Annotated in this window: 2 protein-coding genes; one reads left to right on the top strand and one right to left on the bottom strand. The window is 76.8% G+C overall.

Translation table 11 applies throughout. The annotated features are described in order from the left end of the window. Nucleotides 1-23: 23 nt before the first annotated feature. Complete coding sequence (locus T398_RS16265; RefSeq protein WP_496447902.1) at nt 24-1,244, bottom strand: cytochrome P450; 1,221 nt, start codon at nt 1,242-1,244, stop codon at nt 24-26. A gap of 217 nt (nt 1,245-1,461) precedes the next feature. Here T398_RS16265 and T398_RS16260 point away from each other — a divergent pair, with 217 nt between their 5' ends. Then, nucleotides 1,462-17,556 (top strand): type I polyketide synthase, encoded by a 16,095-nt coding sequence (locus tag T398_RS16260; protein ID WP_496447900.1) that lies wholly within the window; start codon nt 1,462-1,464, stop codon nt 17,554-17,556. Nucleotides 17,557-17,558: the final 2 nt, after the last annotated feature.

The raw sequence follows: 17,558 nt of genomic DNA, 5'->3' as shown, positions 1-17,558 counted from the left end.
CCGAGCCCCGTCGCGGTGGAAGGTCACCTGGCGTACGTCAGGCGCAGCGGCAGGCTGCGCAGGCCGAGCAGGAACGTGAAGTGCGAGTACCACGGCAGCTCGGTGGTCGCCAGCTCGATCGAGGAGTATCGGCGCAGCAGTTCCTCGAACGCGATCACGACCTCCATCCTGCCGAGCGTCGCGGCGATGCAGTAGTGCGGGCCGGAGCCGAAGATGAGCGGGGACGTGCCGGTGCGGGTGACGTCGAACCGCTCCGGGTCCGGATACTTCACCGGGTCGTGGTGGGCCGCGCCGAGCACGATGAAGACCGACGCCCCGGCCGGGATCGTGACGCCGCCGACCTGGACCGGCGCGACGGTCTGCCGGGCCATGATCTGCACGGCGGAGTTGTGCCGGGACAGTTCGTCGAAGCTGCGCTCGACCAGCTCCGGGTGCTCCCGCAGCAGCCGGAGCTGATCCGGGTTCTGCAGCAGCGACACCATGCCGTTGCCGATCACGTTGACCGACGTCTCGTGCCCGGCGTTGAACAGCACCAGGATCTGCGCCGCGATGTCCTCGTCGCTGAGCCGGTCGCCCCTGGCGTCCGGCTCCAGCAGGATCGACAGCAGGTCGTCGCGCGGCTCGGCCCGGCGCTCGGCGAGCCTCTCGGCGATGTACGCGCTGAACTCCGGGACCGCCTCGTTCATCCGCCGGCGCATCCGCGGCGTGACCATCGGGTCGACCACGTCGGCGATGGTGTTCGTCCACTGCCGGCACCGGTCGGCGTCGGCCAGGGGGATGCCCACCAGTTCGCACACCACGACGACCGGCAGCGGCAGTGCGAGCCCGCTGATCAGGTCCGCCTCGCCCTCGCCCATCGCGTCGATCATCTCGTTGACCAGCGTGCGGATCCGTGGGCGCAGCCGCGCCATGGCGGCCGGCGACAACGCCCGCGACACCATCCGGCGCAGCCGCCGGTGGTCGCCGCCGCCGCGGGTGAGCATCCACCGGCGGGCGCTGGCGACGACCGGGCTGTCCGGCCCGCCGCGTACCCGCGCCCACTGCGGATCGTCGGTGAAGTCGGTGCTGACCCCCGGGGAACGCAGCACCGCGTCGCACTCGTCGTAGCCGGTGATCACCCAGTAGCCCAGGGGCGACCGGTGCACCGGCTCGACGTCGCGGACCCGCCTGTAGTAGCCGTAGCGGTCGTCCTGCAGCGCGGGGTCCCGCAGGTCGAACAGCAGCCTGGTCCCAGCAGTCGTCATGGTGGTCGCCGATCTGTCGGATGTGCGGTCACTGTCGCCAGCGCCGCGCACACCGCGCAACCCCTGACCTCGCCGACGCCGCCGCTGGTTGAAGGGTGCCGCCCGCCCCGGCTAGGGGTGTCCGGCGCTCCGGGCCGCCGTTAGCGTCAGCCGTGGCCGATCCGGCCTGGTCACGGCCCCGCCAGGCGCACCCCGTCGCAAAATGAGGTCCTCACTGATGGCTGACAACGACACGCTTCGCGACTATCTGAAGCTGGTCACCACCGACCTGCACCGGGCGCGCCAGCGACTGCGGGAGGTCGAGGACGGCGGCCGGGAACCCATCGCCATCGTCGGGATGAGTTGCCGCTACCCCGGTGGCGCCGGCTCGCCCGACGAGCTGTGGGACCTGGTGGCGCAGGGGCGCGACGGCATCGGCGCGTTCCCGACCGACCGGGGCTGGGACCTGAGCCGGCTCTTCGACGCCGACCCCGACCGGCCGGCCAGCAGCTACGTGCGCGAGGGCGGCTTCATCGACGGCGCCGGGGACTTCGACCCGGCGTTCTTCGGCATCTCGCCGCGCGAGGCGCTCGCCATGGACCCGCAGCAGCGGATCCTGCTGGAGTCGACGTGGGAGGCGATCGAGCGGGCCGGCATCGACCCGACGTCGCTGCGCGGCAGCCGCACCGGGGTCTTCGCCGGCACCAACGACCAGAACTACCTCGCGCTGTTCGGCAACGCGGGCTCGGACAGCGAGGGCTACCTGCTCACCGGCGGCGCCACCGCGGTCGTGTCCGGCCGGATCTCGTACGTGCTGGGGCTGACGGGCCCGGCGCTCACCGTGGACACCGCGTGCTCGTCGTCGCTCGTCGCGCTGCACCTGGCCTGCCAGTCGCTGCGGCAGAACGAGTGCTCCCTCGCCATCGCCGGCGGGGTCACGGTGATGGCGACGCCCGGCGTGTTCACCGAGTTCAGCCGCCAGCGCGGCCTGGCCGGCGACGGCCGCTGCAAGTCGTTCGCCGAGGCCGCCGACGGCACCGGCTGGTCCGAGGGCGTCGGCGTGCTGCTCGTCGAGCGGCTGTCCGACGCGCAGCGTCACGGCCACCCGATCCTGGCGGTGGTGCGGGGCAGCGCGGTCAACTCAGACGGCGCGTCCAACGGGCTGACCGCCCCGAACGGCCCGGCCCAGCAGCGGGTGATCCTGGAGGCGCTCACCAACGCCGGGCTCACCCCCGCCGACGTCGACGCGGTCGAGGGCCACGGCACCGGCACCACCCTCGGCGACCCGATCGAGGCGCAGGCGCTGCTCGCCACGTACGGCCAGGGCCGCACCGGCGAACCGCTCTACCTGGGCTCGGTCAAGTCGAACATCGGCCACCCGCAGGCCGCCGCCGGCGTGGCCGGCATCATCAAGATGGTCATGGCGTTGCGGCACGGCGTGTTGCCCGGCACCCTGCACCTCGACCGGCCCACCTCCAACGTCGACTGGGACGCCGGCCGGGTCAGCCTGCTGGCCGGGAACCGGGACTGGCCGGAGACCGGCCACCCCCGCCGGGCCGGCGTCTCCTCGTTCGGGGTCAGCGGCACCAACGCGCACATCATCCTCGAACAGTCCCCGGCGCCCGCCGCGGCGGAGGCGACCGGGGATGCCGACGGGCCGGTGACGGTGCCCGTCTCGGCGCGTACCGGCGAGGCGCTGCGTCGGCAGGCCGCCCGGCTGCGCGCCGCGGTGGACGCCGACCCGGCGATCCGGCCCGCCGACGTCGCCCGCACGCTGGCCACCGCACGGGCCGCGATGACGCACCGGGCCGTCGTCCGGGCCACCGACCGGGCCGAACTGCTGGCCGCGCTGGCCGCGGTGGAGTCCGGCGCGGAGCACGACGGCGTCGTGCGCGGCGCGGCCCGCGACGGCAAGGTGGCCTTCCTGTTCACCGGTCAGGGCGCGCAGCGGATCGGGATGGGCGCGGACCTGGCCGCGCGGTTCCCGGTCTTCGCGGAGACCTTCGACGCGATCTGCGCCCGCTTCGACGGACTCCGCGCGGCACTCCGGTGCGAGGAGATCCATCAGACCGTCCACACCCAGGCCGGCTTGTTCGCCTTCGAGGTGGCACTGGCCCGCCAGCTCGCACACTGGGGCGTGGTACCCGACCGGTTGCTCGGCCACTCGGTCGGCGAGATCGCCGCCGCGCACGTGGCCGGCGTGCTCGACCTGGCCGACGCCTGCACGCTGGTCGCCGCCCGGGGCCGGCTGATGCAGGCCCTCCCGGCCGGCGGCGCGATGCTGGCGGTGGCGGCCCCGGAGGCGGCGGTCCGCGCCGAGCTGGTCGACGGCGTGGACGTCGCCGCGGTCAACGGCTCGGCCGCCGTGGTGGTCTCCGGCGACGCCGACGCGCTCGACGCGCTCGACGGCCGGTGGCGGGAGCGGGGCTGGCAGACCAAGCGGCTCCAGGTCTCGCACGCCTTCCACTCGCCCCGCATGGACGCCATGCTCGACGACTTCCGGGCGGTGGCGGAGGGTCTCCGTTACGCCGCGCCGCGGGTGCCCGTGGTGTCCAACCTGACCGGTGAGCCGGTCGACCGGATGGACGCCGACTACTGGGTGCGGCACGTGCGCGGCACGGTCCGCTTCGCCGACGGCCTGGACTGGCTGCACGCGCGGGAGACCACCGCATACCTGGAGATCGGGCCGGACGGCCCGCTCACCGCGCTGGCCGCCGAGCACCTGGACGACGTCACGGCCGTCGCCACCGGGCGCCGCGACCGCCCCGAGGCCGCGGCGCTGTGGGCCGCGCTCGCCGGCGCGTACGCCGGCGGCGTGCCGGTCGACTGGACCGCCGTCAACGGCCCGGCCGGCCGGATCGTCGCGCTGCCCACCTACCCGTTCGCCCGGCAGCGGTTCTGGCCGAGGCCGGCGCCGGGCTGGGGCGACGTCGCCGCCGCCGGTCTCGGCGTGACCGGCCATCCGCTGCTCGGCGCCGGCGTCATGCTGGCCGGCGGCGACGAGGCGCTGTTCACCGGCCGCCTGTCGGTGGCCACCCATCCGGCGCTCGCCGACCACGTGGTGCTCGGCCGGATCGTGCTGCCCGGCACCGCGCTGGCCGAGGCCGCCGTGCGGGCCGGCGACCAGGTCGGCTGCGGCGTGGTGCAGGAACTGGTCCTGCAGACGCCGCTGGTGGTGCCGGCCGAGGCCGCCGTGCAGGTGCAGGTGCAGGTGGGCGCGGCGGACGCGCGTGGCCGCCGGGACGTCACCGTCCACTCCCGGGTGGCGGACGCCTCCGCCGACGGCTGGCCCGAGGAACCGTGGACCGTGCACGCGACGGGTGTGCTCGCCCCCGCCACGGCGGGCACCCCGGCGCCGCCCGCGCCGGACTGGCCGCCGGCCGACGCCGAGCGGATCGACGTGGCGGCGCTCTACGCCGGCTACGACGCCGCCGGCCTGGCCTACGGCCCGGTGTTCCGGGGCATCCGGTCGGCCTGGCGGGCCGGCGACGAGATCCTGGCCGAGCTGCGCCTGCCGGCGGGCGAGGAGTCCGACGCCCGCCGGTACGGTCTGCACCCGGCCCTGTTCGACGCGGGGTTGCAGGCGCTCGCCGCCCGGGCGGCGGCGCAGGACGGCTTCACCGGCCTGCCGTTCTCCTTCACCGGGGTCACCCTGCGGGCTGCCGGCGCGACCACGCTGCGGGTCCGGCTCGTCCCGGACGGCGTGGACGCGGTCCGCCTCGACGCGTACGACGACACCGGCGCGCCGGTGCTCACCGTCGACCGGGTGCTGCTGCGCCCGATCGCCGGGGCGCAGTTCGCGGCCCGGGCGGCCGGGCCGGCGGCGCTGCTGCGGTTGGCCTGGTCCCCGCTGGCCGCCGACGACACCCCGGCGCCGGACTGGGCGCAGCTCGACGGCGACCCGATCGGCGTCGGCGTTCCGGTCGGCGCCGACGCCGCCGTCCTGCTCGCCCCGGTGCTCGGGTACGCGCCGACCGCCGAGGGCGTCCGGGCCGCCACCGCGCGCACGCTCGACCTGCTCAACCGCCCCCGGGAGACCACCGACCGCCTGGTCGTGGTCACCCGCGGGGCGGTCGCGGCCGAGCCGGGCGACGAGGTCACCGACCTGGCCGGCGCGGCCGTCTGGGGGCTCGTCCGGTCGGCCCAGGCCGAGGACCCGGACCGTGTCGTGCTCGTCGACCTGCCCGGCGGTCCGCTCGTCGCACCCGACCCGCTGCCCGCGCTGGCGGCCGGGCTGGCCACCGGCGAGCCGCAACTGGCGGTCCGGCCGGGCGGCCTGTACCGGGCCCGGCTGCGCCGCGCGGAACCGGCCGCCGACCTCGTCCCGCCCGCCGACACCGCGCACTGGCGGCTGGCGCTGCCGGAGCGCGGCACCCTCGACCAGCTCGCGCTGGTGCCGTCCGGCGCGGACGCGCCGCTGGCCCCCGGCCAGGTCCGCCTCTCGGTGCGCGCCGCCGGGCTGAACTTCCGCGACGTGCTGGCCGCGCTCGGCATGTACCCGGGCCGCGTCGAACTCGGCGCCGAGGTGGCGGGCGTCGTGCTGGAGGTCGCGCCGGACGTCGCCACGCTGCGCCCCGGCGACCGCGTCTTCGGCCTCTGTCCCGGATCGTTCGGCCCGGTCGCGGTGGCCGACCACCGGGTGCTCGCGCCGATGCCCGAGCGGTGGACGTTCGCCGAGGCGGCGTCGGTGCCGATCGTCTACGGCACCGCCCTGTACGGCCTGCACGACCTCGGCGCGCTCAGCGCCGGCCAGTCGGTGCTGATCCACGCCGCGACCGGCGGCGTCGGCCTGGCCGCGGTGCAACTCGCCCGGCACCTCGGCGCCGAGGTCTTCGCCACCGCGAGCCCGGCGAAGTGGGACGTGCTGCGCGGGCTGGGCCTGGACGACGCGCACATCGCGTCGTCGCGGGACGTCGGCTTCGCGACCGCGTTCGACCGCGTCGACGTGGTGCTGAACAGCCTGGCCGGCGAGTTCGTGGACGCCTCGCTGCGACTGCTGGCCGGCGGCGGCACGTTCGTCGAGATGGGCAAGAGCGACGTGCGGGACCCGGCGGCGGTCGCCGCCACCCACCCGGGCGTCACCTACCGCTCCTTCGACCTGATCGACGCCGGGCCCGACCGCATCCAGGAGATCCTCGGCCGGCTGCGGGAGCTGTTCGCCGACGGCAGCCTGCGCCTGTCGCCGGTGCGCGCCTGGGACGTGCGCCGGGCGCCCGAGGCGTTCCGGCACGTCAGCCAGGCGCGGCACGTCGGCAAGGTGGTGCTCACCGTGCCCCGGCCGCTCGAGAAGGACGGCACGGTTCTGATCACCGGCGGCACCGGCCGGCTCGGCACCCTGCTCGCCCGGCACCTGGCCGCCGAGCACGGCGTCCGGCACCTGATCCTCGCCGGCCGCCGCGGGCCCGACGGCGTCGACCCGGCCGACGGCGTGCCGGCGGGCGCCGAGGTGGTCGCCTGCGACGTCGGCGACCGGGCCGCGCTCGCCGCGCTGATCGACACCATCCCCGCCGACCGGCCGCTGACCGCCGTCCTGCACCTGGCCGGCGTGCTCGACGACGGGGTCGTCGCCGCGCTGACCCCGCAGCGGCTGGACACCGTGCTGCGCCCCAAGGCCGACGCGGCGCTGCACCTGGACGAGTTGACCCGCGGCCTCGACCTCGCCGCGTTCGTGGTCTTCTCCGCGCTGGCCGGCACCGTCGGCAGCGCCGGGCAGGCCGGGTACGCGGCGGCGAACAGCCTCCTCGACGCGCTGGCGACGCGACGCCGGGCGGCCGGCCTGCCCGCCCAGTCGCTGGCCTGGGGCCCGTGGTCCGGCGGCGGCATGGTCGGGCAGCTCTCCGACGGCGACCGCGCCCGCCTGGCCGCCTCCGGTTTCCCGCCGCTGGCCGAGGCCGACGGGCTCGCGCTGCTGGACGCCGCGCTCGCCGCCGCCGCGCCGGTCCTCGTCCCGACCGGGTTCGACCCGGCCGCGCTGGCCGCCCGTGCCGCCGACCTGCCGGCCGTGCTGACCGAGCTGACCCGCGCCCCGCAGCGCCGCGCGGCCGGGACCGTCCGCGACACCGGCCGGCCGCGGCCGGACCGGGCCGCCCTGCTGGAGCAGGTACGCGCCGACGCCGCCGCGGTGCTCGGCCTGCCCGGCCCGCAGGCGGTCGAACCGGACCGGCCGTTCAAGGAGATCGGCTTCGACTCGCTGACCTCGATCGAGCTGCGCAACCGGCTGCGCGCGGCGCTGGGCACCCGGCTGCCCGCCACCCTGGTCTTCGACCACCCGACCCCGGCGGCCGTCGCCGCCTTCCTCGACGTGGAACTGGGCGGCGGCGCCGCCGACGCGCCCGGCGTCACCCCGGCGACCGTCCCGCGGGGCGGGCCGGCCGACGACCCGATCGCCATCGTGGGCATGGGCTGCCGGTTCCCGGGCGGGGCCGACACCCCGGAGGCGCTGTGGCGCATCGTCGCCGGGGGCGTCGACGCGGTCGGCGCGTTCCCGGACGACCGCGGCTGGCACGTCGAGCACCTCTTCGAGCCGGGCACCTCGTACACCTTCGAGGGCGGCTTCGTCGACGGCGTGGCCGACTTCGACGCCGGCTTCTTCGCGATCAGCCCGCGCGAGGCGGTCACCATGGACCCGCAGCAGCGGCTGCTGCTGGAGACGTCGTGGGAGGCGTTCGAGCGGGCCGGCATCGACCCGGAGACGCTGCGCGGCAGCCGCACCGGCGTCTACGTCGGCGCCGCCACCACCGGCTACGGCGTCGGCGACCTGCGGTTGCCCGAGGGCTCCGAACCGCACCTGCTCACCGGCACCGCGACGAGCGTGGTCGCCGGCCGGCTCTCCTACACGTTCGGCCTGGAGGGCCCGGCGGTCACCGTGGACACCGCCTGCTCGTCCTCCCTGGTGGCGCTGCACCTGGCGGCCGAGGCGCTGCGGCACGGCGAGTGCGACCTGGCGATCGCCGGCGGCGCCACCGTGATGACCACCCCCGGCATGTTCCTGGACAGCAGCCGTGGCGGCGCGCTCGCCCCGGACGGGCGCTGCAAGGCGTTCGCCGACGGCGCCGACGGCACCGGGTGGGGCGAGGGCGCCGGCGTCGTGCTGATCGAGCGGCTCAGCGACGCCCGCCGCCACGGTCACCCGGTCCTCGCCCTGGTCGCCGGGTCGGCGGTCAACCACGACGGGGCCAGCAACGGGCTCACCGCGCCGAACGGGCCGTCGCAGCAGCGGGTCATCGCCGCGGCGCTGCGGCACGCCGGGCTCACCGCCGCCGACGTGGACGCGGTGGAGGCGCACGGCACCGGCACCGCCCTCGGTGACCCGATCGAGGCGCAGGCGCTGCTGGCCACGTACGGCCGGGAGCACCCCGACGACGCCCCGCTGCGGCTGGGTTCGATCAAGTCGAACATCGGGCACACCCAGTCGGCGGCCGGCGTGGCCGGGATCATCAAGATGGTGCTGGCGCTGCGGCACGGGCTGCTGCCCGCCACCCTGCACGTCGACCGCCCGTCCGCGCACGTCGACTGGTCCGCCGGCGGTGTCCGGCTGCTCACCGAGCCGGTGCCGTGGCCCGCCGCGGAGCGGGTCCGCCGGGCCGGCGTGTCCTCGTTCGGCATGAGCGGCACCAACGCCCACGTGATCATCGAGCAGGCCCCGCCGGCGGCCGGGCGCACCGTCGACCGGGCCGGCGGCCCGTGGCTGCTGTCGGCCCGCACCGCCAAGGCGCTGCGCGCGCAGGCCGCGCGGTTGCGTGCCCACCTCGACGCCGAGCCCGGCTGGCGGCCGGACGACGTGGCGTACGCGCTGAGCACCACCCGGGGCCGGCTGCCGCACCGCGCGGTGCTGTTCGCCGACGACCGGGACGGCTACCCCGGGCTGCTCGACGCGCTCGCCGCCGACCGCGGCGCGCCCGGCCTGGTCCGGGGCGTCGCCGGCGCCGGCGGGAAGGTCGCCTTCGTCTTCCCCGGCCAGGGCCCGCAGTGGCTCGGCATGGCCGAGGGGCTGCTGGCGTCCTCGCCGGTCTTCCGCGCCTCGGTCGAGGCGTGCGACGCCGCGCTGCGGCCCCGGCTCGGCTGGTCGGTGACCGACGTGCTGCGCGGCGCCGACCCGCAGCGGTCGCTCGACGACGTCGCGGTGGTCCAGCCCGCCCTGTTCGCGACAATGGTCTCGCTGGCCGAGCTGTGGCGCGCCGAGGGCGTCGAGCCGGCCGCCGTGGTCGGCCACTCCCAGGGTGAGGTGGCCGCCGCCTACCTGGCCGGTGGCCTGACCCTGGACGACGCCGCCACGGTGATCGCGGTGCGCAGCCGCCTGCTGGCCGAGCGGGGCGCCCAGATCGCCGGCGCGATGGTCGCCGTGTCGCTGCCCGCCGCCGAGGTGGAGGGCCGGCTGGCCGACTACCCCGGCCTGGACGTCGTGGCCGTCAACGGCCCCCGCACCGTCTCGGTGGCCGGCGACCCGCAGACCGCCGACCGGCTGTTCGCCGACCTGTCCACCGAGGGCGTCCGGGTCCGCAAGATCCGCATCCCCGGCGCGGCCCACTCCTGGCACATGGACGTGCTGCGCGAACCCGTGCTGGCCGAGCTGGCCGGCATCAGCCCCCGCGCTGGCGACGGCCCGGTGTTCTACTCCACCGTCACCGGTGCACCGGTGGACACCGCCGGGCTGGACGCGGCGTACTGGTACCGCAACATCCGGCAGACGGTCCGCTTCGCCGACGCGGTGCGGCGGCTGCTGCGCGACGGGCACACCGTCTTCGTCGAGGCCAGCACCCACCCGGTGCTGGTGCACGCGGTGCAGGACGCCGCCGAGGACGCGAACGTCGAGGCGGTCGCGGTCGGCTCGCTGCGGCGCGACGAGGGCGGCCCGGACCGGTTCCGGGCCTCGGTGGCCGAGGCGTACGCCCGGGGCGTCCGGTTCGACTGGACCGCGCTGCCGTCGCGGGTCGACGGCGCCGCGCCGCCGATGCCGCTGCCCACCTACGCGTTCCAGCACCAGCGGTTCTGGCTGGAGGCGAACCCCGCCGCCACCACCGGCACCACCTCCGACGCCGCCGAGGCCGGGTTCTGGGACGCGGTCGAACGCTCCGACCTGGCCCCGCTGATCGAGGCGTTCGGCGCCGACGACGCCGACCGGATCGCCCCGGTGCTGCCGGTGCTGGCCTCCTGGCGCTCGCGGGAGCAGCGCCGCCGCACCGTCGACGCCTGGCGCTACCGGGTCGAGTGGCGACCGGCGCCGGCCGGCGGCCCGGCGACGCTGTCCGGCCGGTGGCTGCTCGTCGCCCCGGACGGGGACCCGACGGCCGCCGAGGTCGACCGGCTGCTCACCGCGCACGGCGCCGAGGTGGTCACCGACGCCGGCGCGGCAGACCTCGCCGGCATCGTGTCGCTGCTGGCGCTGGACGAGGCACCGCACCCGGACTGGCCGGACGTCACCCGCGGCACCGTCGGCAACCTGGCGTTGATCCAGGAGCACGCCCGCGGCGACCGGGACGTGCCGCTCTGGCTCGCCACCCGGGGCGCGGTGAGCGTCTCCCCGGCCGACCGGATCACCGGCGCCACCCAGGCCCAGAGCTGGGGGCTGGGCCTGGTGGCGAGCCTGGAACAGCCCGGCCGGTTCGGCGGCCTGATCGACCTCCCGCCGGTCGTCGACGGCCGCGCCGCCGGCCGGATCGCGGCCGTGCTGGCCGGGCTCGGCGACGAGGACCAACTCGCCGTACGGGCCTCCGGCGTCCTCGCCCGGCGGATGGTGCGCGCCGCGCCGAACCCGAACCGCCGGCCCGCGCCGAGCCTGCGCGGCACGGTGCTGATCACCGGCGGGACCGGCACGATCGGCGCCCACGTGGCCCGCCGGCTGGCCACCGCCGGCGCGCAACGGCTGCTGCTGACCAGCCGCCGCGGCCCCGACGCGCCCGGCGCGGCGGAACTGGCCGGGGAACTCGCCGCGCTCGGCGCGCGGGTGCGGATCGTCGCCTGCGACGTGGCCGACCGCGACGCGCTGCGCGCGCTGCTCGCCGGCGTCGACGACGCCGCCCCGCTGACCGCCGTCTTCCACGCCGCCGGGGTCGCCCAGTCCACCGCGATCACCGACATCGACCCGGCCGAGCTGGCCGCCACCGTACGCGGGAAGGCGACCGGCGCCCGCAACCTCGACGAGTTGGCCGGCGACGACCTCGAGGCGTTCGTGGTCTTCTCCTCCGGCGCGAGCGTGTGGGGCGGCGGCGGCCAGGCCGCGTACGCCGCCGGCAACGCCTACCTGGACGCCCTGTGCCGGCAGCGGCACGAGCGCGGCCAGGCCGCGCTGGCGGTCTCCTGGGGCGGTTGGGAGGGCAGCGGCATGGCCACCGCCGACGCGGTCGCCCAGCTCGCCCGGCGCGGTCTGCGCCCGATGCCGCCGCAGCTCGCACTGGCCGCGCTGGACCAGGCGATGGGCGAGCCGGAGCCGCACCTGACCGTCGCCGACATCGACTGGGAGAGGTTCGCGCCCAGCTACACCGCCGCCCGCCGGCGACCGCTCGTCGACGAGATCCCGGAGGCGCGCGTCGGGCGGGAGGCGGACCGGCCCGGCGGCGCCGACGGCGAGACGGGCGAGTTCGCCGCCCGGCTGAGCGCGCTGCCGGCCGGCGAGCGCAAGCGTTTCCTGCAGGACCTGGTGCGCAACTTGGCCGCCGACACGCTCGGGCACACCGGGGTGGAGGAGATCGCGCCCACCCGGGCCTTCCGGGAGCTGGGCTTCGACTCGGTCACCGCGGTCGACGTCCGCAACAAGCTGCGCGCGGCCACCGGCCTGCAGCTACCCACCACGCTCATCTTCGACTACCCGACCCCGGCGCTGCTCGCCGAGCACCTGCGCGCCGAGCTGCTCGGCGAGGCGCCGGCCGAGACCGCCGCGACGGCCGCCGCCGGCGCCGACGAACCGATCGCCATCGTGGGCATGAGCTGCCGGTACGCCGGTGGCGTGCGCAGCCCGGAGGAGCTGTGGGACATGGTGGTCAACGGCGTCGACGCGGTCGACGGGTTCCCCGACGACCGCGGCTGGGACCTCGACGCGCTCTACGACCCGGACCCCGACGCGCCGGGCGCCTCCTACGTCCGCGAGGGCGGGTTCATCTACGACGCCGGTGACTTCGACGCCGGGTTCTTCAGCATCAGCCCCCGCGAGGCGCTGGCGATGGATCCGCAGCAGCGGATCCTGCTGGAAACGTCCTGGGAGGCCATCGAGCGCGGCGGCATCAACCCGCAGACGTTGGCCCGCAGCCGCACCGGGGTCTTCGTCGGCACCTCGTTCCAGGGCTACGGCATGGGCGCGCACCTGGGGCTCGGCGCGACCGAGGGCTTCTTCCTGGCCGGCACCGGCACCGCCGCCGTCTCCGGCCGGGTCGCCTACGGGCTCGGGCTGGAGGGGCCGGCGGTCACCGTGGACACCGCCTGCTCCTCGTCGCTGGTGGCCCTGCACCTGGGCGCACAGGCGCTGCGGCAGGGCGAGTGCGACCTGGCGCTGGCCGGCGGCGTCGCCGTGCTGCCCACGCCTACCTCGTTCACCGAGTTCAGCCGCCAGCGTGGCCTGGCCCCGGACGGCCGCTGCAAGCCGTTCGCGGCGGCGGCCGACGGCACCGGCTGGGGCGAGGGCGCGGGCGTGGTCCTGCTGGAGCGTCTCTCCGACGCGATCCGCAACGGGCACCCGGTGCTCGCGGTGGTCGCCGCCACGGCGACCAACCAGGACGGCGCCTCCAACGGCCTGACCGCCCCCAACGGCCCCTCCCAGCAGCGGGTGATCGCGCAGGCGCTGGCGAACGCCGGCCTGGCGCCGGCCGACGTCGACCTGGTCGAGGCACACGGCACCGGCACCACGCTCGGCGACCCGATCGAGGCGCAGGCCATCATCGCGACGTACGGGCAGAACCGGCCGGACGACCGTCCGCTCTGGCTCGGCTCGGTCAAGTCGAACATCGGGCACACCCAGTCGGCGGCCGGCGTGGCCGGCGTGATCAAGGCGGTGATGGCCGTCCGGCACGGCGTGCTGCCGCCGAGCCTGCACGTCGACGAGCCCACCCCGCACGTGGACTGGGGGCGCGGCGCGGTCCGGCTGCTGACCGAGGGGCGGGCCTGGCCGGCCACCGGCGGCCCGCGCCGGGCCGGCATCTCGTCGTTCGGCGGCACCGGCACCAATGCGCACGCCATCGTCGAGCAGGCCCCGGATTCCCCCGCCGCCGAGGCCGACGCGCCGGCGTCGGCGGCGCCGCTGGCCTGGCTGCTCTCCGGCCGCACCGAGGACGCCCTGCGGGAGCAGGCCGACCGGCTGCGCCGGCACCTCGCCGGCCGACCCGACGCCGGGCCCGGCCCGGTCGCCTGGTCGCTGGCCACCACCCGGGCCGCCTTCGAACACCGGGCGGCGCTGTTCGGCGCCGGCCGGGACGACCTGCTGGGCCGGCTGGACGACCTGGTCGCCGCCCGCCCCTGCGCCGACGTGGTGACCGGCTCGGTGACGACAGGTGAGACCGTGTTCGTCTATCCGGGCCAGGGCAGCCAGTGGATCGGCATGGCCGCCACGCTGATGGACACCGCGCCGGTGTTCGCCGACGCCATCGACGAGTGCGCCCTGGCGCTCGCGCCGCACCTCGACTGGTCGCTGCAGGACGTTCTGCTCGACCGGCCCGGCGCCGCCTCGCTGGAGCGGGTCGACGTGGTCCAGCCGGTGCTGTTCGCCGTGATGGTGGCGCTCACCCGGCTGTGGGAGTCGTGGGGCGTGGTGCCGGACGCGGTGGTCGGCCACTCGCAGGGCGAGATCGTCGCCGCGCACGTGGCCGGCGGCCTCAGCCTCGACGACGCGGCCCGGATCGTCGCCGTGCGGAGCAAGCTCGTCGGCACCGTCGCCGGCACCGGTGGCATGGTGTCGGTGTGGCTGGGCGCCGACCCGGTGCGGGAGCGGCTCGCCGCGTACCCCGAGCTGTCGGTCGCCGCCGTCAACGGGCCGGAGACCACTGTGGTGGCCGGCCCGGCCGACGACCTGGACTCCTTCGTCGACGCCTGCGCCGCCGACGGCGTGCGGGTCCGGCGGATCGCCGTGGACTACGCCTCGCACAGCCCACAGATGGACGCGCTGCGCGACGAGCTGATCGCCGCGCTCGGCGCGGTCCGTCCCGGCCCGGGCCGCATCCCGATGTGGTCCACGGTGGACGGTGGGTGGACGGACACCGGCACGATGGACGCCGGGTACTGGTTCCGCAACCTGCGCCGGCCGGTGCTCTTCGACGCCGGCGTGCGCGCCCTCGCCGACGCCGGCTACCACTTCTTCGTCGAGGTCAGCGCCCACCCGGTGCTCGCCATGGCGGTCCGCGCGACGCTCGACGAGGCCGACGCGGACCGTCGCGTCGCGGTCGTCGGCACGCTGCGCCGCGACGAGGGCGACCTGACCCGGGTGCTGCGCTCGGCCGCCGAACTGCACGCCCAGGGCGGCACCGTCGACTGGTCGGCCGCGCTGGCCGGGCACGCCGCGCCGATCGTGCCGCTGCCGACGTACGCGTTCCAGCGCAGCCGCTACTGGCTCACCCCGGCGCGGACGACGCCGGCCGGCGACCTGAGCGGCGCCGGCCTGACCGACGCCGGCCACCCGCTGCTCGGCGCCGCCGTGGCGCTTGCCGACGGCGACGGGCTGGTGCTGACCGGCCGGCTCGGCGCCGGCGACCAGCGCTGGTTGGGCGACCACGCGGTGCTCGGGACCGTGCTGCTGCCCGGCACCGCGTTCGTCGAGCTGGCGTTGCAGGCCGGCCTGCGGGTCGGCGCCGCGGCGCTGGACGAGGTGACCCTGGAGGCGCCGCTGGTGCTCACCGAGCGGCAGGCGGTCCGGATCCAGGTCGTGGTCGGCGCGCCCGGGGAGACCGGCCGCCGCACCGTCGCCGTCTACGCCCGCCCGGACTCCGACCCCGGCGACGAGGTGGAGTGGACCCGCTACGCGAGCGCGACCCTCGCTCCGGTGACGGCCGGCCCCGATTTCGACCTGCGGGAGTGGCCGCCGGCCGGGGCGCAGGCGGTGGACACCGCCGGCTTCTACGACGACCTGACCGAGCGCGGCTACGGCTACGGGCCGGCCTTCCAGGGGCTGCGCGCCCTGTGGCAACGCGACGGCGAGGTGTTCGCCGAGGTCGCGCTGCCCGACGACGGGGACGACGCGGCGGCGTACGGGGTGCACCCGGCCCTGCTGGACGCCGCCCTGCACGGCATCGGGCTGCTCCGGTCGCTGCACCGGGACGCCGCCGGCGGCGCGCCGCAGGGCGCCGAGCTGCCGTTCTCGTTCAGCGGGGTGCGGCTGTGGGCCACCGGCGCGGACACGGTCCGGGTCCGGCTCGGCCGGTCCGAGCAGAACGCCGTCGTGGTGCGGATCGCCGACGCCACGGGCGCGCCGGTCGTCGCGGTGGACGCGCTGGTGGCCCGGCCGCTGCCGGCCTCGTTCGGCGCGTCCGGCGCGGCCCGGCCGACCACGCTGTACGAGCTGGACTGGAGCGACCTCGCCGTCGCCCCGGCCGATCCGGGACACTGGCTGGTCGTCGGCGACGCCCCGCTGGCCGACCAGGTGCGCGCCGCCGGTGGCCGGGTCAGCGCCTGCGCCACGTTCGACGACGTCACCGCCCACTTCACCGGCGACGACGATCCGGCGGTGGTGGTGGTCGCGCTGTCCGCGTCCGACGGCGACGGCGACGCCGTCGACCGGGCGGCAGGCTGCGTGCACGAGGCCCTGGCGCTGGCCCAGCGGTGGATCGGCGACGACCGTTTCGAGCCGGCCCGCCTGCTGGTGGTCTCCCGGGGAGCGGTCGGCGCGAAGCCGGCGCTCGCCCCGGCGGCGGCCTGGGGGCTGCTGCGCTCGGCCCAGTCCGAGCACCCGAACCGCTTCGTCCTGCTCGACCTGGGCGTCGACGCCGACCTCGACCTGCTGCCCCCGGCGGTGTGCTCGGGCGAGCCGCAGCTCGCCGCCGGGGCCGGCCGGGTCAGCGCGGCCCGCCTGGTGCGTGTCGCGCCGGCCGAGGGCGACACCGCGCCGGCGTTCGGGCCGGACGGCACCGTCCTGGTCACCGGCGGCACCGGCACGCTGGGCAGCGCGCTGGTGCGGCACCTGGCGAGCGTGCACGGCGTACGCCACTTCCTGGTCACCAGCCGCAGCGGCGCCGATGCTCCGGGCGCCGCCGACCTGGTCGCCGACGTCGCCGCCCTCGGCGCCGAGGCGACGGTGGTGGCGTGCGACGCGGCGGACCGGGACCGGCTGGCCGAGGTCCTCGCCGAGATCCCGGCCGACCGGCCGCTCACCGGCGTGGTGCACGCGGTCGGCGTCCTGGACGACGGGGTGATCGCGGCGCTCGACCCCGGCCGGGTCGACCTGGTGATGCGGGGCAAGGCCCGGGGCGCGATGAACCTGCACGACCTCACCCGCGGTCTCGACCTCACCGCGTTCGTGTTGTTCTCCTCCGCCGCCGGCACCTTCGGCGGCGCCGGTCAGGGCAACTACGCGGCGGCCAACGCGTTCCTCGACGCGCTGGCCCAGCGCCGCCGGGCGGACGGGCTGGTGGCGAAGTCGCTGCCGTGGGGCCCGTGGGCGCAGCCGACCGGGATGACCGGGGCGCTTACCGAACTCGACGTGCGCCGGGTCGAGCGGACCGGCCTGCGACCGATGGAGACCTCGTTCGGGATGACGCTGTTCGACGCGGCGGTGCGACACCCCGCGCCGGTGGTGGTGCCCCTGCTGTTCGCCCGGGGCGCGCTCAGCGCGGCGACCGGACCGTTGCTGCACCTGCTGCGCTCGTTGGTGCGTACGCCGGTGCGGTCCGCGGCCGGCCGGCCGGCCGAGAGCGACGGGCCGCCGCTGCGCGAGCGGCTGATCGCGCTGCCCGACGAGGAGCGGCAGCGGGTCGTGCTCGACTTCGTCCGCACCCACGTCGCGGTCGTGCTCGGCTATCCGTCCGGCGGCGAGGTGCGCTCCGAGCGGGGCTTCCTCGACCTCGGCATGGACTCCCTGACCGGCATCGAGCTGCGCAACCGGATCGCCGGCGTGACCGGCCTGCGGTTGCCGGCGACGCTGGTCTTCGACCACCCGACGCCGATGGCGCTGGCGGCGCACCTGCGGGTCGCGCTCGTGCCACCCGCCAGGCCGGCCGCCGAGGTCGCGCTGGAGGAGCTGGACCGGCTGGAGGCCGTGCTGGACGCGGTCGAGCCCGGCGACGACGCCCATGCACGTGTCAAGCGGAGGTTGCGCTCGCTCGTCGCCCGCCTGAACGGCGGGACCGAGGACACCGACGGTGAGCAGGACCTCGAGTCGGCGACGGCGGAGGAGCTCTTCGAGTTCCTCGACCGCGCGGTGTGAGC

Source organism: Salinispora goodfellowii (genome assembly GCF_059570675.1).
Note: the sequence above shows the minus strand (reverse complement) of the source record. Positions and strands in the feature narration are given on the sequence as shown.